This is a genomic window from Pantoea sp. SGAir0184 (assembly GCF_043544755.1).
The window spans coordinates 200,667-219,427 of the sequence record NZ_CP028050.1; the positions used below are offsets into that span (position 1 = coordinate 200,667).

The 18,761-nt window shown below is 60.0% G+C and carries 14 protein-coding genes; 8 read left to right on the forward strand and 6 right to left on the reverse strand.

The genetic code is table 11. The features are described from left to right. Positions 1 to 44 precede the first annotated feature (44 nt). Together C1N60_RS00925 and gorA are read right to left on the reverse strand one after the other, a co-directional pair. On the reverse strand, positions 45 to 977 hold the full coding sequence (locus C1N60_RS00925; protein ID WP_104094180.1) for a nucleoside recognition family protein: 933 nt from the start codon (positions 975 to 977) through the stop codon (positions 45 to 47). Positions 978 to 1,118: 141 nt separating this feature from the next. Next, positions 1,119 to 2,471: a glutathione-disulfide reductase gene (gorA, locus tag C1N60_RS00930; RefSeq protein WP_058770933.1), complete on the reverse strand. Its 1,353-nt coding sequence runs from the start codon at positions 2,469 to 2,471 to the stop codon at positions 1,119 to 1,121. Between the two features lie 130 nt (positions 2,472 to 2,601). Here gorA and rnz point away from each other — a divergent pair, with 130 nt between their 5' ends. Then, positions 2,602 to 3,513 (forward strand): ribonuclease Z, encoded by a 912-nt coding sequence (rnz, locus tag C1N60_RS00935; RefSeq protein WP_059012345.1) that lies wholly within the window; start codon positions 2,602 to 2,604, stop codon positions 3,511 to 3,513. A gap of 3 nt (positions 3,514 to 3,516) precedes the next feature. Here rnz and C1N60_RS00940 read toward each other — a convergent pair whose 3' ends face one another. Further along, entirely contained in the window at positions 3,517 to 4,359 is an 843-nt protein-coding gene (locus tag C1N60_RS00940) for a 23S rRNA (adenine(2030)-N(6))-methyltransferase RlmJ (protein ID WP_021508100.1), read from the reverse strand. A 336-nt stretch (positions 4,360 to 4,695) separates the two neighbouring features. Between C1N60_RS00940 and C1N60_RS00945 the strand changes: the two genes are divergently transcribed. From C1N60_RS00945 to rsmJ, 4 genes are all read left to right on the forward strand, one after another. Beyond that, entirely contained in the window at positions 4,696 to 5,145 is a 450-nt protein-coding gene (locus tag C1N60_RS00945; RefSeq protein WP_021508101.1) for a flagellar basal body L-ring protein FlgH, read from the forward strand. Between the two features lie 133 nt (positions 5,146 to 5,278). Continuing rightward, positions 5,279 to 7,381: a hypothetical protein gene (locus C1N60_RS00950; RefSeq protein WP_394521279.1), complete on the forward strand. Its 2,103-nt coding sequence runs from the start codon at positions 5,279 to 5,281 to the stop codon at positions 7,379 to 7,381. Between the two features lie 214 nt (positions 7,382 to 7,595). Then, positions 7,596 to 9,638: an oligopeptidase A gene (gene prlC, locus C1N60_RS00955; RefSeq protein WP_058759342.1), complete on the forward strand. Its 2,043-nt coding sequence runs from the start codon at positions 7,596 to 7,598 to the stop codon at positions 9,636 to 9,638. Between the two features lie 8 nt (positions 9,639 to 9,646). Then, the gene (rsmJ, locus tag C1N60_RS00960) at positions 9,647 to 10,411 is read left to right on the forward strand and encodes a 16S rRNA (guanine(1516)-N(2))-methyltransferase RsmJ (protein WP_058770936.1); all 765 of its coding nucleotides are present in this window, start codon (positions 9,647 to 9,649) and stop codon (positions 10,409 to 10,411) included. A gap of 224 nt (positions 10,412 to 10,635) precedes the next feature. Here rsmJ and uspA read toward each other — a convergent pair whose 3' ends face one another. After that, the gene (gene uspA / locus C1N60_RS00965) at positions 10,636 to 11,073 is read right to left on the reverse strand and encodes a universal stress protein UspA (protein WP_021508107.1); all 438 of its coding nucleotides are present in this window, start codon (positions 11,071 to 11,073) and stop codon (positions 10,636 to 10,638) included. Positions 11,074 to 11,495: 422 nt separating this feature from the next. Here uspA and uspB point away from each other — a divergent pair, with 422 nt between their 5' ends. Then, positions 11,496 to 11,831: a universal stress protein UspB gene (gene uspB, locus C1N60_RS00970; protein ID WP_010618665.1), complete on the forward strand. Its 336-nt coding sequence runs from the start codon at positions 11,496 to 11,498 to the stop codon at positions 11,829 to 11,831. Positions 11,832 to 11,909: 78 nt separating this feature from the next. Here the strand turns inward: uspB and pitA are convergent, their stop codons facing one another. Beyond that, positions 11,910 to 13,409, reverse strand: coding sequence for an inorganic phosphate transporter PitA (gene pitA, locus C1N60_RS00975; protein ID WP_021508108.1), 1,500 nt, complete (start codon positions 13,407 to 13,409; stop codon positions 11,910 to 11,912). Positions 13,410 to 13,649: 240 nt separating this feature from the next. Between pitA and C1N60_RS00980 the strand changes: the two genes are divergently transcribed. After that, entirely contained in the window at positions 13,650 to 14,834 is a 1,185-nt protein-coding gene (locus C1N60_RS00980) for a BaiN/RdsA family NAD(P)/FAD-dependent oxidoreductase (protein WP_394521280.1), read from the forward strand. Between the two features lie 454 nt (positions 14,835 to 15,288). Then, positions 15,289 to 15,639 carry a hypothetical protein gene (locus tag C1N60_RS00985; protein WP_125310628.1) on the forward strand — a complete coding sequence of 117 codons (351 nt, stop codon included), beginning with the start codon at positions 15,289 to 15,291 and terminating at the stop codon, positions 15,637 to 15,639. 73 nt (positions 15,640 to 15,712) lie between these two features. Here C1N60_RS00985 and C1N60_RS00990 read toward each other — a convergent pair whose 3' ends face one another. Continuing rightward, positions 15,713 to 18,718, reverse strand: a complete 3,006-nt coding sequence (locus C1N60_RS00990) for an autotransporter outer membrane beta-barrel domain-containing protein (RefSeq protein WP_394521281.1) — start codon at positions 18,716 to 18,718, stop codon at positions 15,713 to 15,715. Between the last annotated feature and the right edge of the window lie 43 nt (positions 18,719 to 18,761).

Genomic DNA, 18,761 nt, shown 5'->3' on the forward strand with positions numbered 1-18,761 from the left:
GCTTTCAAAGCGGCCTGAATCACGTCGATATTAAGCGTTGCGCATCAGAACAGCAGGCTGTGCGCCGTGGCGCGCAGCGCAATGCCGAGCAAAATGCCTGGCACGGCGAAGCGGAACAGGCGTGGAAAACGGCTGGAGAGCCCGAGGAAAATGCCGATGCCGGGCAGATCGAAGGTCTGAATCAGCAGGCCTGCCGAGGCGTTGATGTTGTGCGCACTGTACTGCCCCTGTTCGACCAGACCGGCAACCACGCCGTAATAGGCGGTGCCGCCGGCCAGGCATTTGGTCAGCGCGGGCAGCACATACACCTCGGCGATATGCAGTTTGTGTAACAGCGGTGCCAGCAACTGCGTCAGCAGCTCAATGGCGCCGGCACTCTTCAGGATGCCCACCACCGACAAGGAAAGGATCAGCATCGGCAGCGAACCGAGCGCAAGGCGAATGGCGTCGGCGCCCGAGGTGTTGATGATGGCGATCAGCCCCGGCTTCGCGTCGCTGTTCTCCACGCCCTGATCTTCATCGCGCAGCGCGACGTCGGAAAGTTTACGGGCAAAAAAGTGATAGGTTGAGGCGGCCGCCAGCACGCCGCCGCTGATGGAGAACAGCAGCGCGGCGCTCCAGTTGAGCCCGTCAGGAATCAGCGGATAAAAGGCATTGGCCTGACCCATCGCAAACAGCATCGCCAGCGTGGCCGCCATGTGGCGGTCTGAGGTGCCGCGCTTCTCCATGATCGCCAGCGCGGCGAGCGGTGCGGCAAAGCTGACAAAATTTAACTGGATGAGTGCGAACAGCGCCAGGCCGGTAATCCCCAGCGGCTTCAGTAACGGCGTGGCATGGCGCACGACAAAATCCAGCACGCCCTTCACTTCGAGGTATTTCATGATGAATAGCATCACCACCATGATGGGAATCAGGGTGTAAAGCGCGACGTCGACCGCAGCTTTGCCCGACTCCATAATTATGCTGATGATATTCACGTGCTGACGTCGTCCCGTTACCGCAAAACGCTGGCCGCCGGGCCAGCAAAGCAAAAATCATAGCGGGTATGCGCGCTGTTGAGTAGTCAGCAAACAAAAAAGCCCCCAAACGGGGGCTGCGATGATGGCGCTGAGGCGGTGTTAGCGCATGGTGACGAACTCTTCCGCCGCCGTCGGGTGAATCGCCACGGTGTTGTCGAAGTCTTTTTTGGTGGCACCCATTTTTAGCGCCACCGCAAAGCCCTGCAGCATCTCATCCATGCCGTTGCCGATACCGTGTATACCCACAATCTTCTCCTCCGGCCCCACGCATACCAGCTTCATGCGGCACGGCTGACGGTGCTGGGTTACCGCGGTATACATGGCGGTGAACGACGATTTGTACACTTTCACCTGATCGTCGCCATACTGCTCACGCGCCTGCGGCTCGGTCAGACCGACGGTGCCAATCGGCGGATGGCTGAACACCACGGTGGGAACATTGCTGTAGTCGAGATGTTCGTCCGGCTTGTTGTTGAACAGGCGCTCAGACAGGCGACGGCCTGCCGCCACGGCCACCGGCGTCAGCTCGACCGCACCGGTGTTATCACCTACCGCATAGATGCCTTTAACGTTGGTGTTCTGGAACTTGTCGACCTGAATGTAGCCTTTGTCATTCAGCGCTACACCGGTCACCGCCAGGTTGAGATTATCGGTAGCGGGCTCGCGGCCAATTGCCCATACCAGGCAATCCACCGTCTGCTGCTGGCCGTTTTCCAGCTGCAGCGTCAGGCTGCCGTCAGCATTCCTGATCACCGCTTTCGGGATCGATTCGGTGTGCAGCGTCGGACCTTCCGCCTGCATCACTTCCACCAGCGTCTCAACAATCAGCGGGTCGAAGCTGCGCAGCGGCGCATGCTGACGCACAAACAGGTGAGTTTCTGCGCCCAGCGCATTCACCACGCCGGCCAGCTCTACCGCAATATAGCCTGCGCCTACCACCGCAACGCGTTTTGGCAGCGCCTCCAGCTCAAAGAAGCCGTCGGAATCGATGCCGTACTCTGCGCCCGGCACCTGTGGATGGCTGGGACGACCGCCGGTGGCGATCAGGATATGGTCGGCAGTAATGGTCTCGCCGTTCACTTCCACCGTGTGGGCATCGACAAAGCGCGCGAACCCTTTGATCACTTCTACCTGGTTTTTACCCAGCACGTTGTCGTACGAGGTGTGGATACGGTCGATGTAGGCGCTGCGGTTTTTCACCAGCGTTGACCAGTCAAAGCGATTAACGGTGGTATCAAAGCCGTAATCCGGACCGTACAGGTGAATCGCTTCGGCGATCTGCGCGGCGTGCCACATCACTTTCTTCGGTACACAGCCGACGTTGACGCAGGTGCCGCCCAGCTCTTTCGCTTCGATCAGCGCGCACTTCTGGCCATACATCGCCGCACGGTTAATGGAGGCGATACCGCCGCTGCCGCCGCCAATGGCGAGGTAATCAAAATGTCTGGTCATCCGTTGTGTCCATCTGTTGGAGGAAAACTGGCATAGAGTGTAACGCCGCTTCAGTTACCGGCGCAAAGTTTGCACCTATGTATGTAATAGGGTTGAATGCCGGCAAGGGGTTGGCTCAAAGGAACTTATCATGCACCTGACATTTCTTGGTACCGGCGCGGGCGCGCCCAGCCTGCAGCGCAACGTCACCGCCATTGCGCTGACGCTGTCGAAGCGCGGCGAGACCTGGCTGTTCGACTGTGGTGAAGCGACGCAGCATCAGTTTATGCGATCGGCGCTTAAGCCCGGCAAGCTGGAAAAAATCTTTATTACCCATTTGCATGGCGATCACATCTTTGGCCTGCCGGGTCTGCTCACCAGCCGTTCGATGGCGGGCCTGACCGAGCCGATGACGCTGTACGGTCCGAAAGGATTGCGCCAGTTTGTCGACACTGCGCTCAGCCTGAGTGGCTCTTATACCGGCTATCCGCTGGAGATTGTCGAGATCGAAGCCGGTCCGGTGCTGGATAACGGTGAGTTTCGCGTCACTGCTTATGCGCTAAACCACGTGGTCGAGTGCTATGGCTACCGCATCGAACAGCATGATAAGCCGGGCTTCCTTGACGCACCGCGCCTGAAGGCGGAAGGCGTGCCGCGCGGCCCGTGGTATCAGGATCTGAAACAGGGCAAACGCATCACGCTGGAAGATGGCCGCGAGATCAACGGCGCCGACTATCTTGGCCCGGCCACCAAAGGCAAAGTGCTGGCGATCTTCGGCGATACCGGCCCCACCGAGGTGGCGTTGCAGCTGGCGGCGAACGCCGATGTGATGGTGCATGAAACCACGCTGGAAGCGGCGATGGCGGAAAAAGCCAACGGGCGCGGCCACTCCACGACAGTGCAGGCGGCCAGCGTGGCACAGCGCGCTGGCGCAAAACGCATGATCGCTACGCACTTTAGCTCGCGCTATTTGTCGCAGGATCGGGAAAGGCTGCTGGCAGAGTGCCAGTCGGTTTTTCCGGCCACCGAACTGGCGCATGATTTTGCGATATTTGAGGTGTAGCGCTTATTCCGGCACGATTTGCGTCACGCTGTAGTGACCGGTGCCGGCGGGCACCAGTTTCTGGTGCAGCCACGGCAGCAGCTCTTCCATCTGCGCTTTCAGCTTCCACGGCGGGTTGATGACAATCATCCCGGACGCAGTCATGCCGCGCTGATCGCTGTCCGGACGCACTGCCAGCTCGATCTGCAGAATATTGCGGATGCCGGTGGCTTCCAGATCTTTCAGCATGTGCTTGATCTGCTGGCGCAACACCACCGGATACCACAGCGCATAGACGCCGGTGGCGAAACGTTTGTGACCTTCCTGAATGCCTTTCACCACATCCTGATAATCGCTTTTCATTTCGTACGGCGGGTCGATAAGGATCAGGCCGCGACGGGTCGGTGGCGGCAGTTTGGCCTTCAGCTGCTGATAGCCATCCGCGCGTTCAACGCGGGCGCGCGCATCTTTACTGAACTCACTGCGCAGCAGCGGGTAATCGGTCGGATGCAGTTCGGTGAGCTGCAGCTTATCTTCGTCGCGCAGCAGATGGCGGGCGATCAGCGGCGAGCCAGGGTAATAGCGCAGCGTACCGGTTGGGTTGAGGTTGCGAATCGCCGCCAGATAGGGCTTCAGCAGCGCCGGTGCGTCCGGCTGCTGCCAGATACGCGCAATGCCTTCCAGATATTCGCCGGTACGTTCGGCGTGCTCACCGCTCAGCTGGTAACGTCCGGCACCGGCGTGGGTGTCCAGATAGAGGAAAGGTTTCTCCTTCTCCATCAGGGCGGTGAGGATTAGGCTTTCAACGGTGTGTTTCAGCACGTCGGCGTGGTTGCCGGCATGAAAACTGTGGCGATAACTCAGCATAAAAAAGAGGGGTCCGCGGTTGGATCAATGAAGTCGAATAGATCGTGTGTGGCGCGATTATAGCCGCGCCGCATAAAAATTGCTGACGTTTTACCATCCGCTTAAGTTTTCAGCGCCCGGGTCGCTTTAGCGGAATGCGACCGGTCTGGTAGAGAACTAATTTCACGTAGGGATAATTCGACTCTCGAAATTTTACCGCAGATTAAGTAAGTTAGTAGCCGAAAACGAAGCGGTCGCGAGCGAAATGCCAGGAATGCGTCTCTGGCAAGGAAACTTTTCGGCCATGGCCGTATAATTTTTTGCTTCAAGCATCCTTAATAACTCCTGGTGACAATAATGAAAAAAATGACTGGTATCGCGGTGGCAAGCCTGCTGGCACTGGCCGGCTGCGCGAAACAACAGCCTGTTCATAGCCTGGTAACGCCGCCCGCCGCCGACGCTCAGCCGATGGCTGAATCCGCTGCACGGCCTGACGGCCAGCCGTTTGTAACCGAAGCGCCAGCCCAGCCGGCCGCTGCCTCGTTCGCTGACGATCGCGCCAGCAACATTCAGCAGTGCCGTAAAGAGCTGGATGCGATGCGCCTCTACAGCCAGGCGTCTTACGACAGCTACCAGGCGGAATTCCAGAAAATTGGCGCGCAGACCAACAAATATCTGCAGATTAAAGATTCGATCGGCGCGGATATTAACGATTTAGTCATGCCGCGCTATCAGTTCCAGATCCGTGAACTGTGCTTCCGCATTAAAACCCGTCTGTCACAGCTGATTATTCGCCAGGCCGGTTAACAATAACGGCGCAAGCCGACCCCTTTTTTAACAGCGCGACAACCTCGCGCGGTGGATGGCTTCATCTCAATTAACATATTGAGATGAGGCCTTTTGTTTTCTTAGCGGCAAGGAGCCGCGACTGGAGGTTTTGATGACACAGCGTCATCTGCTGGCGGTGCTGATTAGCGCGGCCTTACTGCTACCCGGACAGGCCGCGTCAGCGGCTGATGATGACATGCTGCGCGCGTTCAGCGAAGCAGCGCGCACCCTGCCGCCGGCACCGGCAGCAAAACCACAGCCACCTGCAAAACCGGCCGCTAAACCGGCGGCGAAAACCGTCAGCAAGGCAGAGAAAAAAGCCGCAACAGCGCCCGATCACAGTGCGGAACTGACGCGTCTGCGCGCGCGCGTGGCGGAGCTGGAAAAGCTGTCTGCGGCACCTGCGGTGAAAGCGGACGATGCGTTAAAGGCGCAGCTGGCTGCCAGCGACAAAAAACTGGCAGCGCTCAGCGCGGAGAAGCAGCAGCAGGAGAAAAACATCGCCACGCTGCAGCAGGCGCTGAAAGAGGCACAGCAGCAGCAAAGCGCCGGCAGCGCCCAGCTGACGAAACAGCTCAGCGACGCGCGCGCGGCGGCCACCCAGAGCGCCGACGCGCTGAAAGCGCTGAAAGCGGAAAACGACAAAGCGCTGGCGGCGTTGCAGGCTGAGAGCAAAAAGCAGCTCAGTGCCCAGCAGGCCGGGAACGATAAAAAACTGGCGGCGCTCAGCGCGGAGAAGCAGCAGCAGGAGAAAAACATCGCCACGCTGCAGCAGGCGCTGAAAGAGGCACAGCAGCAGCAAAGCGCCGGCAGCGCCCAGCTGACGAAACAGCTCAGTGACGCGCGCGCGGCGGCCACCCAGAGCGCCGATGCGCTTAAAGCGCTGAAAGCGGAAAACGACAAGGCGCTGGCGGCGCTGCAGGCTGAAAGCAAACAGCAGCTCAGCGCCCAGCAGGCCGGGAACGACAAAAAGCTGGCAGCGCTCAGCGCGGAGAAGCAGCAGCAGGAGAAAAATATCGCCACGCTGCAGCAGGCGCTGAAAGAGGCACAGCAGCAGCAAAGCGCCGGTAGCGCCCAGCTGACGAAACAGCTCAGCGACGCGCGCGCGGCGGCCACCCAGAGCGTCGACGCGCTGAAAGCGCTGAAAGCCGAAAACGAGAAAACGCTGGCGGCACTGCAGGCTGAGAGCAAAAAACAGCTCAGCGCCCAGCAGGCGGCAAGCGACAAAAAGCTGGCGGCGCTACAGGCAGAAAACGAGAAGGCGCTGGCGGCGCTGCAGGCTGAGAGCAAAAAGCAGCTCAGCGCCCAGCAGGCGGAAAGCGATAAAAAGCTGGCGGCATTACAGGCTGAAACCAAACAGCAGCTCAGCGCCCAGCAGGCTGAGAGCGCCCAAAAACTGGCCGCGCAGCAGACTGCAAGCGACAAACAGCTGAAAGCGTTACAGTCTCAGCAAACGGAAAGCGAGAAGAAGCTCACCGCGCTGCAGACGCAGCAGGCCGAGCGTGAAAAACAACTCGCCGCGCTGGATAGCGAAAAACAGCAGCAGGCGCACAACCTGGCGCAGCTGACGCGGGAACTGGAGGCGGCGAAGCAGCAACCGGCCGCCGCGCCAAAACTTTCTGCCCCGAAAAGCGATGCCGAACGCGATGGCTACACGCTGGGTCAGTTCATCGCCAGCAATGCGGTGGTGCAGCTGCAAATGGTCAAAGACATCGGCCTCAGCATCAGTATGGATCAGCTGATTGCCGGCTTAACCACCCAGCTGCAAAGCGGTGATTCGCTGCTTGATGGCGAAGAGATGGCGCGCCGTTACGCCACCATGCAGGCTTCCATTGGCAAAGGACTGAACGCACTGATTGAAAAAGGTTACGCGCAGCTGGACAAGAAAGTGGCGAAGCGTAAAGCGCTGAAGAAAGATCTCGGCATGCAGTGGTTTGCGGTGAAAAGCGTGAAAGGCAAACTGCTGCCGGACCAGCAGGCGGCGGTCAGCGTCCGCGTTACCACCCTGAGCGGCAAGGTAATCAATGATTTTTCGCATGATCAGGTGCCGTTCAACGACAGCCTGCCGCCACTGTTGCAGGAGGGCATGTCACTGACCGGTAAAGGCGGCGCAGTGGAAGGCTGGGCGCTGGCGAAAGATATTTACGAGCGCGAGCCGCTGCCACCGTGGGTCGCGCCGTATGATGTGATCCATTATCAGCTGACCATCAAATAACCTCTGGCCCGCCGTCTGGCGGGCTTTTTTCAACATTGCGCGCTAGATCGCGTCGCTACTGATACGTGCACTTATTGTAGCGGCGCGATTCATCGCGCGTTTTTCTCTCTGCCCTTGCGGGTGGCATTGATTTTCCCCTCGTCTGGCCGCATGTTAGTAAAATTGCGCCGCGCCCCTGCGCGCGGCCCCACTCCATGATGAAAGGACTGCGCTTATGACCAATCCGTTACTCACGCCTTTTACGCTACCGCCTTTTTCCGCCATCAAACCTGAGCACGTGGTTCCCGCTGTAACTGAAGCGCTGAACGACTGTCGCGCGGCGGTGGAGCGCGTAGTGGCGCAGGGCGCGCCTTACACCTGGGAAAATTTAGTCCAGCCGCTGGCGGAAGTGGACGATCGCCTGGGCCGCATCTTCTCGCCGGTCAGCCATCTCAACTCGGTAAAAAACAGCCCGGAACTGCGCGAAGCCTACGAGCAGACGCTGCCGCTGCTGTCCGAATACAGCACCTGGGTGGGCCAGCACGAAGGCCTGTATCAGGCGTATCGCAACCTGCGTGAGGGCGAGAGCTACGCACAGCTGGATACCGCGCAGAAGAAAGCGGTGGATAACAGCCTGCGCGACTTTGAGCTGTCCGGTATCGGCCTCGATAAACAGAAACAGAAACGCTATGGCGAGATCGCCGCGCGCCTCTCCGAGCTGGGATCGGCTTACAGCAACAACGTGCTGGACGCCACCATGGGCTGGAGCAAACTGATCACCGACGAAGCTGAACTGGCGGGAATGCCGGAGAGCGCACTGGCCGCAGCCAAAGCGCAGGCGGAAGCCAAACAGCAGGAAGGCTGGCTGCTGACGCTGGATATCCCGAGCTATCTGCCGGTGATGACCTACTGCGACAACGCCGCGCTGCGTGAAGAGATGTATCGCGCCTATTCCACCCGTGCCTCCGATCAGGGCCCGAACGCCGGTAAATGGGACAATGGCCCAATCATGGCGGAAGAGCTGGCGCTGCGCCACGAGCTGGCCGAGCTGCTGGGCTTTGACTCGTTCGCCGACAAATCGCTGGCAACCAAAATGGCGGAAAGCCCGTCTCAGGTGATCGACTTCCTGAACGACCTCGCCAAACGCGCGCGCCCGCAGGGTGAAAAAGAGCTGGCGCAGCTGCGTGCCTTCGCCAAAAAAGAGTTTGGCGTGGATGACATGAATCCGTGGGATCTCACCTATTACGGCGAGAAGCAGAAGCAGCATCTGTACACCATCAGCGACGAACAGCTGCGTCCGTACTTCCCGGAATCACGCGCGGTGAACGGTCTGTTTGAAGTGGTGAAGCGTATTTATGGCATCACCGCCAAAGAGCGTACCGATGTGGATGTTTACCATCCGGACGTGCGTTTCTTCGACCTGTTCGACGAGAGCGGCGAGCTGCGTGGCAGCTTCTACCTCGACCTTTACGCGCGCGAGCACAAGCGCGGCGGCGCGTGGATGGATGACTGCGTCGGGCAGATGCGTAAAGCCGATGGCAGCCTGCAGAAGCCGGTGGCGTACCTGACCTGTAACTTCAATCGCCCGGTCCAGGGCAAACCGGCGCTGTTCACTCATGATGAAGTGACCACGCTGTTCCACGAGTTCGGCCACGGCCTGCACCACATGCTGACGCGCATCGAAGCGCCGGGCGTATCCGGCATCAATGGCGTGCCGTGGGACGCGGTCGAGCTGCCGAGCCAGTTTATGGAAAACTGGTGCTGGGAGCCGGAAGCGCTGGCGTTCATCTCCGGCCATTACGAAACCGGTGAGCCGCTGCCGAAAGCGCTGCTGGATAAAATGCTGGCGGCGAAAAATTATCAGGCGGCGCTGTTCATTCTGCGTCAGCTGGAGTTCGGCCTGTTCGATTTCCGTCTGCATACCGAGTTTGATCCGGCGCAGGGCGCGCAAATCCTCGAAACCCTGCGTGAAGTGAAAAAGCAGGTTGCCGTGGTGCCGAGCCCGGAGTGGGGCCGCTTCCCGCACGCCTTCAGCCACGTGTTTGCCGGTGGCTACGCGGCGGGTTACTACAGCTATCTGTGGGCCGACGTGCTGGCTGCCGATGCCTATTCGCGCTTCGAAGAAGAGGGCATCTTCAACCGTCAGACCGGTCAGTCGTTCCTCGACAACATCCTGACGCGCGGCGGTTCCGAAGAGCCGATGGAGCTGTTCAAACGCTTCCGCGGCCGTGAACCGCAGCTGGATGCGATGCTGGAACACTACGGAATTCAGGGATAAGCCTGCTTGTGAAGATCGGTTTAGTGGATGAAACAGGCGCCGGAGACGGCGCCTTATTACATTTGGCGCAGCGCTGGGGGCTGGAGCAGGACGACAGCGCCACGCTGGCGCTGGTGCTGACAGCGCAGCATCTGGAGCTGCGTAAAGTGGACGAGCCGAAGCTCGGCGGCATCTTTGTCGATTTCGTTTCCGGCGCGATGGCGCACCGGCGCAAATTTGGCGGCGGACGTGGCGAAGCGGTGGCGAAAGCGGTGGGCATCAAAGGGGATTATCTGCCCGACGTGGTGGATGCGACGGCGGGGCTGGGACGTGATGCCTTTGTGCTGGCCGCGCTGGGCTGTCGCGTGCGTATGCTGGAGCGTCATCCGGTGGTCGCGGCGCTGCTGGAAGATGGTTTGCGGCGTGGCTATGAAGATGCGGAGATCGGCGGCTGGCTGCGCGAGCGCCTGACGCTGCTGCATGTGGTCAGCCAGCAGGCGCTGAGTGATATCACGCCGGCACCGGACGTGGTGTATCTCGATCCGATGTATCCGCACCGGCAGAAAAGCGCGCTGGTGAAGAAGGAGATGCGGGTGTTTCAGTCGCTGGTGGGGCCGGACGAGGATGCCGATGCGCTGCTCGAACCGGCGCGCCGTCTGGCAAAGAAGCGCATCGTGGTGAAGCGCCCGGATTACGCACCGCCGCTGGCCGGCGTCGCCACCCAATCGGCGGTAGTGACCAAAAGCCACCGTTTCGATATTTATCCGCCGTTGGTTCAGGCGGTGCGGCAATAAAACAGGTCGGCATCAATGCCGACCCTACAGCGTTAATGTTCATTGCAGGTTCGCCATTGATGGCGACCGAATCGCACCACATCCTGCAGGTTCGCCATTGATGGCGACCGAATCGCACCGTATCCTGTAGGGTCGCCATTCATGGCGACCGAATCACGCCGTATCCCTGCAGGGTCGCCATTGAGGGCGACCGAATCCGGTCCCGGCGACCCCACGCCTCGCGGTTATTCCTCTTCCTCGTCGCGCAGCGGCACAATCAGCATATCGATATGCACGGTATTGATCAGCTGGCGCGCCGACGACATCAGCTTGCTCCAGAAATCCTGATGATGGCCGCACACCACCAAATCGACATCGTATTTTTTAATCGCGTCCACCAGCACCTGGCCGAGATCGCCGCTGCCGCTCAGGGTTTCGCTAATCGGGTAACCGGCGTTGGTAGAAAGCTCGCGCAGCGCGGTGTGTGTCTCTTCCGAAATACGCTTCTGCATATCGCCGAGGTTGACGTCAATCAGCCCGGTGTAGAGATCTGAATAGTTCACGTCAACGTGAATCAGCGAGATTTTTGCATCATAAGGACGGGCCAGTGATACCGCTTTATCAACCAGTAACTGGCTTTCCGGGGAAAGGTCTACTGCAATCAGGATGTGTTTATAAGCCATGATAAAACTCCTTTCTCAAGATTCTGGGGGAACCCGAATTTCTGCCGTTCGGCTGGCGTAATCCTTTGCGCGTAACGGCGATGAAGCGCCACCAACCACAATGTCAGCCACGCAGGCGAATAATTGTTATATCCCGAGTATAGCCAGAGTAGGTAGCAAATGCTGCAAACCGAAGCCCGGCTGTGAGTCAGATCATGGGTTATCGCTTTTTTCGCTCGCGCTGAACGAAAATCATCGCTGGAAAAAATTTAAACAGATCTCCTACACTGAAAATGAGGGCCACTCCCGTCCGGGTAGCGCGCTCAGGTCCGCATAACAACAATGCAATTCGATTCATCTGTGGCTGGTTTATTTCCCGTGGGGCGTCTGCAGCTTTTCCCCGCTGCAGGTAACGTCATTGCGGCTCCAGCCGGGAGGGGAACATGATCAGCACTATCGCGCTTTTTTGGGCTCTGTGTGTGGTTTGTCTGGTGAATATGGCGCGTTACTTCTCATCGTTGCGCTCACTGCTGGCGGTGCTGCGCGGGTGCGATCCGTTGCTGTATCAGTATGTTGATGGTGCCGGTTTCTTTACATCCCACGGTCAGCCGAGCAAGCAGGTGCGGCTGGTGCGCTATATCTGGGAGAAACGCTATCGCGATCATCACGACGATGAATTCATTCGTCGCTGCGAGCGGGTGCGCGGTCAGTTTGTTCTGACCAGCGGGCTGTGTTTTCTGGTGGTGGTGAGCCTGATCGCTTTAGCGATTTGGCACTGAGAGGGGGAGCGGGTTCTGTCGCGGCGCGCTGTGTTGTATTCGCAACGCACCACGGCAGAACCGTGCAACGCTGAAGCGTTAAATCAGCTTCAGCGCAATCCAGTACAGCGAGCCAGACAGCAAAATACACACTGGCAGGGTGAATACCCAGGCCATTGCGATATTTTTGATGGTGCGGCTTTGCAGCCCACCGCCATCCACCAGCATGGTACCGGCGACCGACGATGACAGAATGTGCGTGGTCGAAACCGGCATCCCGGTGTAGCTGGCGATACCAATCGACACCGCAGCCGTTACCTGGGCCGACATGCCCTGCGCATACGTCATGCCTTTTTTACCGATCTTCTCGCCGATGGTGGTCGCCACGCGGCGCCAGCCAATCATGGTACCGATGCCGAGCGCCAGCGCGACCGCCACGATAATCCATACCGGCGCATACTCGATGGTGCCGAGCAGATCGCCTTTCAGCTTATTGAGGAAGCGCTTATCGTCGGCGCTGGTCTCCGGCAGCTTAGCGGCTTTGTCCGCGGTGTCGGAGATGCACAGCAGCAGACGACGCATCTGACCGCGCTGGTCAGGCGTGAGATCGCTGTAGCTCTGCAGGTTACCCAGCAGACCCTGCGCACGGTTAATCGCATCGAGCGCACGGGAGCTATCACAATGGAACTCCTGCGGGCCGCCGAGCGACTCTTCCGGCGTCGGCACCGCCGGTGGCGCCATCTGCACGATGTGCGTCAGCGACTGGCCGTGCTGCTGGTAATACTGCTCCAGATGGTTCACCGCATCGCGCGTACGGGTGATGTCATAACCGGAGGCATTCATATTCACCACAAAGCCCGCCGGCGCGACGCCAATCAGCACCAGCATGATCAGGCCGATGCCTTTCTGACCGTCATTGGCACCGTGCGAATAGCTCACGCCAATGGCGGAGACAATCAGCGCGATACGCGTCCAGAACGGCGGCTTTTTCTTGCCGTCGATCTTCTCGCGGTCAGCAGGCGTCATGTGGATGCGAGCCCGTTTTTTGGTGCTGCTCCAGTAGCGACGCAGCAGGAAAATCAGGCCACCCGCAATGATCAGACCAACAATCGGCGACAGAATCAGGGAGAGGAAAATATTGATGACTTTCGGCAGGTTCAGCGCATCCACCACCGACGTGCCGGTCATCAGCGCATTGGTGAGACCAATACCGATGATAGCGCCGATCAGCGTGTGCGAACTGGACGCCGGTAAGCCGAGATACCAGGTACCGAGGTTCCAGATAATCGCCGCCAGCAACATGGAGAACACCATGGCGAGCCCATGCGCCGAACCGACATTCAACAGCAAATCGGTTGGCAGCATATGCACGATGGCATAAGCCACGCTCAAACCGCCGAGCAGCACACCTAAGAAGTTGAACACACCGGCCATCACAACCGCCAGTTGCGCCCGCATCGCACGGGTGTAAATGACTGTAGCGACCGCGTTGGCAGTGTCGTGAAAGCCGTTGATTGCTTCGTAAAACAACACAAACAGCAGAGCAAGAACCAATAACAGGCCGGTGCTTAGGTCAAGACCAGCAAACAGATGTAGCATAAACGTTACGCCATTTTGGAGGACATGAACGCGGCGCATTATCTGCGACAACGTGCGCTATGGGAAAGAAAAATATAGCTCTTTTTTGTCTTAAATTTGTCATCCGGCAGGTAATTAAGGACAAAAAGACCGGAAAATGAGCAAGTTACAATATGACACATTTACGGCTTTTTTTTGACGCTGGCGCGAAAAGCCGCAGATCTCTACAATCAGCGCCTTTCAATCAGGTGGGTTAAGGCCGTGGAAAAATTTGACGTTATCATTATTGGTGCAGGCGCGGCCGGCATGTTCTGCGCGGCACAGGCCGGGCAATTGGGCCGTCGCGTGCTGCTGCTGGATAACGGCAAGAAAGCAGGGCGCAAAATCCTGATGTCCGGCGGCGGCCGCTGCAACTTCACCAATCTCTACACCGAACCGGCGGCGTATCTGTCGCATAATCCGCACTTTTGCAAATCGGCGCTGGCGCGTTATACCCAGTGGGATTTCATCGATCTGGTTAATCGTCACGGCATCGCGTATCACGAGAAAACCCTTGGCCAGCTGTTCTGCGATGACTCGGCGCAGCAGATTGTCGACCTGCTGCTGAAAGAGTGTGAAGCCGGCCAGGTGACGCTGCGGCTGCGCAGCGAAGTGCTGAGCGTGGCGCGCGACGACGACGGTTATACGCTGCAGCTGAATGGCTCGGCGGTTCGCGCGGACAAACTGGTGATCGCCAGCGGTGGTCTGTCGATGCCGGGACTGGGGGCAACACCGTTCGGTTATAAGGTGGCGGAGCAGTTTGGCCTGCGCGTCCATCCAACGCGCGCCGCGCTGGTACCGTTTACGCTGCATAAGCCGCTGCTGGAGCAACTGAACACGCTTTCCGGCGTGGCGCTGCCGACCACCATTACCGCTCAGGACGGCACGCTGTTTAAAGAGGCGATGCTGTTTACCCACCGCGGCCTGTCCGGTCCGGCGGTGCTGCAGATCTCCAGCTACTGGCAGCCGGGCGAGTTTGTCACCGTCAACCTGTCGCCGGAGACCGCGCTGGACGATTTTATCGACGTGCAGCGCACGGCGCATCCCAACCTCAGCCTGAAAAACAGCCTGGCGAAGATCCTGCCGAAGCGGCTGGTGGAAGTGTTGCAGGAGCTGCAGCAGATTCCCGACGTGACGCTGAAGCAGCTTAACAGCAAGCAGCAGAGCGAGCTGGTGACCACGCTGCACCAGTGGCGCGTGCAGCCAAACGGCACCGAAGGCTATCGCACCGCCGAAGTGACGCTGGGCGGCGTGGATACCACGCAGCTGTCGTCAAAGACCATGGAAGCACGTGATGTGCCGGGGCTCTATTTCATTGGCGAAGTGGTGGACGTGACGGGCTGGCTCGGCGGCTACAATTTCCAGTGGGCGTGGAGCTCAGCGTGGGCGTGCGCGCAGGCGGTTTAATTTTTTAATAGTCGAGTGGTTTTTCCCTCACCCTAACCCTCTCCCGCAAGCGGGAGAGGGAACTGACCAGTGCAGTTTGGGAAGAGGGAACTGGGCGGTGCTGGTAGGGGAAGAAGGAACTGGCTGGCGCGCCAGGGTGTAATCGGTCATCTTCAGCCTTTGCCTGCGAGCTTTTCACACTTGCCCCCGCTTCATGCCCCTTATTTTCCCCAGTTACGCACTGCCTTCCCCGCCCGCAGCGGACCGCTCCCTCTCCCGCTTGTGGGAGAGGGCCGGGGTGAGGGCAAACCCAAACCCAAACCCAAACCCAAACGACTAAGAATCTCCCCCATTTGTCAGACTGCACTGACCGGCGCGTAGGCCAGGTCTCATTAACCTTAAACCTGCCAGTCCTTAAAATAGCCTGAGGCCAGCCGGTCAGCACAGGGGAAGCGCAGGGATGAAAGACGCATACATGGATTGGTTCATTCACCACTTTATTCAGCCGCCGCGCCAGGCGCGCGTGCGTTTGCTGGCTTATACCGGCGGGCCGGTGGCCGCGCATCAGCTGGCGAACAGCCTGCCGCGCTGGCTCAATAACGATGTGCAGCACCTGCGACGCGGCATGATGCGCGAGTATCGCGCGCAGATTAACGGCATGGCGCATTTTCCGGCGCTGGTGACGGATTTCAATGACGCGCGCACGCTGGCGCTGGCGGAACTGCAGCCGCAAAAGGGAGGACGTATGCTGGTGATCAGTCCCGGCGCCGGACTGTTCTTTCTGTTTCAGCCGCAGGGCGGTGGACGCGTAGGGCGTGTCGCTTAACGCGCTGCGGTACCCTGTCAGCCAGACAGTGGCACCGCAGCAAAAGGCACGCTGAACGCGTGCCAGATAAGGATCAGAACTGCCAGCGCAGGCCTGCGCTGCCGCTCCACGGTGATGTCAGCTTATCGCCATGGCTCCAGCTGGCGTCCGCATACAGCGCAACATCGCGCGTCAGTGAGACGTTAACGCCCGCGCCCAGCTCCAGACGTTGGCCCGCAAGGTTGCTGTTCATGCGTTGATCGTTAACGCTGACGGCATTATCGCGCACCAGCTCCTGCGCCAGCGCGGCGCGCAGCCACGGCTGCACTTTGCCGCCGTTCTCCAGCGCCATCTCGCGTCCACCGGTCAGGTTCAGCGTTGCCAGGCGCGATCCGCCAGACGCCGCCTTCGCCGCCAGATCGTTACTCAGGCGGTATGCTTTACCCTGCACCCACAGCGAGGAGAACTGCAGTGATGGCTCGGCGAACCAGCCGTTCTGATAGTTAAACTTGCGGCCCAGCTCCAGCGAGGCGCCAAGTCCGGCGGTCTGATAGCTGCCGCTGGCCTTGCTGCCATCAGACATACGCGCGTCGGCGCGGTTGCTGAAGTTGTTGGCTTTCACCACCGCATCGGCGAACCAGCCGTCATTAAGCAGCCAGGTGTGATAGCCACCAATATAGAAACTGTTAATGGTGCCCTGGCTGCCGCCGCTGAAGGCCAGCCGGCTTTTGCTGATGCCGCTGAACACGCCGAGCAGGCGCTGGCCATAACCGGTGGTTTTGGCGCTATCGACGCCCATCGCCACGCCCTGCATCTGCTGGTGCCACGCCACGCCGCTGCGCGCGTTGATACGCCAGTCATTGCCGATGATGCGCGTCCAGGCGCCGCCCTGCGCTGCGCTGTCGCGCACTTCGCCAAGACGGGTACGCAGATTGGTCAGCTCGCTGTACCAGGCGATCGGCGCGGCGTTAAACAGTGCGGTGACTGTGGCGGCGGAAGGCGTTGGCAGTGGCTGCTCGTCCTCATCGTGCTTCTGCGCCAGCACCCAGTCCTGGCCGCGCTGTTCCAGCTGATACTGCCACGCGCCGGCATCCACCACGCCGTGCTCCAGCGTAAAGTGGGCATCGCCGCCACCGGTAGTCACCACCGTCAGCGCCGCGTCGCTTTGCTGCGGTTCGCGCCCGCTGTTACTGATCCCCAGCCGATGATCGCCGCTGGCATTGCCCGCAACACGAATCAGATCGCCCTGCAATGCTGCCAGATCGGTGTTCAGGTGATAGCTGCCGTTGCCGTCCAGCGTCTGCACATCCAGCGTGCTAAAGCCGCTGGCCTGCGGGGCAAAGCTCACGTTGCCGTCGCTGTGCAGCGTATTAAGCGTTGAGCTGGCGCGGAGCTGCCACTGGCTGCTGGCGTCGAGCGTCAGGCTATCGGCGCCCTGAACGCTGCCGCTCAGCTGTGAGGCGTCGCTTAGCGCCAGTGCCACCCGGCTGGCAGCGTCGGCGCGCACGTCGCCTTGCAGCCGTACATGGTTATCCGCATTCAGCGTCACCTCAGACGGCAGCGTGCCGCTCGCCACGTCCAGCAGCGCGTCGCCGCCCTGCAGCTGGCTGCCGTTGGTCAGCGTGATGTCAGCATTGCTGTTGGTCACTTTGATGGCCGCACCCTGCTGGCTGACGATTTGCGTACTGTCGAGCGTTACCGTGCTGCTGTCGCCGTTGCTGTTGGCGTTCACCAGCAAACCCGCCGCATGCTGGCCTGTGGTGCTGAGCGTGCTGTGCTGCAGCTGCATACTGCCCGAGCGCACCCAGGCGCCGTGCGCGCCAGCGCCTTCTGTTTTGACATCCACCTGTTTACCGCTGATCGCCGAGCCCGGATAGGCCAGCAGGCCAGTGGCTGAATCACCGGTGGTGCGCACCTGAGTGTTGGCCAGATTGATGTTGCCGCCGCGCGCGGCAAACACGCCGATGGCGCCGGAGCCATGGGTTTCCACCGTCAGATGCTGCGCATCAACCTGCGCTTCGCTGTACAGACCATAGCTGCCGGCTCCCTGCGTGCTGAGCGCGACATTTTCCAGCGTGGCGTTGCCAAATTGCGCGTGAAACGCGTGTGCGTTGTTGCCCTGGCTGCTGAAGCGACTGTCCTGCGCATGGGCGGAGGCGCTCTCCGAGGCGATCCACAGCGTGTGCGCGTTATCGGCGTGCGTGTTAAAGCTGCCGCCGAGCAGCGTGGCGGTCGAGCGATTGTTGACGTTGACCGCCATACCGCTTTGCGTGTCGACCGTAACGTTATTGAGCAGCACATCGCCGCCCAGCGTATACACGCCGTCACCGGCATCGGTGACGATCTGGCTATCGCTCAGCGTCACGCTGCCGCGTCCGCTGCTGCCCTGCGGGTTATAGATCTCAATGCCGCGATGACGGTCACTGACGTTGATCGCTACCTGACTGCCGTTCAGCGTACCGTTGCCCAGCTCGATTGCCGCACGCGTGCCGGCACCGCTCAGTTCAATAGTCACATCGCTAAGCGCCGCGCGCGCATTGCCGCGTCCGCCACCGCCCAGCGCTAATCCGCCGCCATTTTCACCGCTGGCGCTGATGCGGCTGTCGCGCAGCGTCAGCTGGCCCTGATTGAGGGTAACGCCGGTGGCATCGCGCCCGCGGCTGCTGAGCGTGACATCCGTCAGGGTGACCTCGCTGTCGCCGCTGGCCATCACGCCGGCGCTGCTGTCGCCCAGCGTGCTGATGCTGCCGCCGCGCATCACTAATTGTCCGTCGCTGAGGTTCGCGCCGTGCGCCATCACGCCGTCAGTGGCGAGATGGGCACCATCCAGTTCGATGCGTCCGCCGTTCAGTGCCTGCGCCGCATACAGCAGGCTACCGGTGGTGACGAAGTTCAGGCCAGGCACGGCGGTGGTGAGCAGGCTGCCGGCGCCGCTGGCCAGCAGCGGATAGTCACGCGCGCTGCGTGATTCGTAGCCGCTGGTCGCCGCGACTTTGGCACCGTCGAGCGCCTGCCACGCCGAGGCCGCCTGCGCACCGCTGGCAACCAGCAGCGCCAGCGCGCAGCTGTAAGAGAGAGGGGAAAGTCGGAAGTGTGCCATGTCTGTTCTCCTTTTTATGGCGTAAAAAAACGGGCGCATCAGT

What these genes read in the sequence shown, in the direction of transcription:
- gorA (WP_058770933.1), bottom strand. Translation starts at nt 2,471, where the DNA reads ATGACCAGACATTTTGATTACCTCGCCATTGGCGGCGGCAGCGGCGGT.
- rnz (WP_059012345.1), top strand. Translation starts at nt 2,602, where the DNA reads ATGCACCTGACATTTCTTGGTACCGGCGCGGGCGCGCCCAGCCTGCAG.
- C1N60_RS00940 (WP_021508100.1), bottom strand. Translation starts at nt 4,359, where the DNA reads ATGCTGAGTTATCGCCACAGTTTTCATGCCGGCAACCACGCCGACGTG.
- C1N60_RS00945 (WP_021508101.1), top strand. Translation starts at nt 4,696, where the DNA reads ATGAAAAAAATGACTGGTATCGCGGTGGCAAGCCTGCTGGCACTGGCC.
- C1N60_RS00950 (WP_394521279.1), top strand. Translation starts at nt 5,279, where the DNA reads ATGACACAGCGTCATCTGCTGGCGGTGCTGATTAGCGCGGCCTTACTG.
- prlC (WP_058759342.1), top strand. Translation starts at nt 7,596, where the DNA reads ATGACCAATCCGTTACTCACGCCTTTTACGCTACCGCCTTTTTCCGCC.
- uspA (WP_021508107.1), bottom strand. Translation starts at nt 11,073, where the DNA reads ATGGCTTATAAACACATCCTGATTGCAGTAGACCTTTCCCCGGAAAGC.
- uspB (WP_010618665.1), top strand. Translation starts at nt 11,496, where the DNA reads ATGATCAGCACTATCGCGCTTTTTTGGGCTCTGTGTGTGGTTTGTCTG.
- pitA (WP_021508108.1), bottom strand. Translation starts at nt 13,409, where the DNA reads ATGCTACATCTGTTTGCTGGTCTTGACCTAAGCACCGGCCTGTTATTG.
- C1N60_RS00985 (WP_125310628.1), top strand. Translation starts at nt 15,289, where the DNA reads ATGGATTGGTTCATTCACCACTTTATTCAGCCGCCGCGCCAGGCGCGC.
- C1N60_RS00990 (WP_394521281.1), bottom strand. Translation starts at nt 18,718, where the DNA reads ATGGCACACTTCCGACTTTCCCCTCTCTCTTACAGCTGCGCGCTGGCG.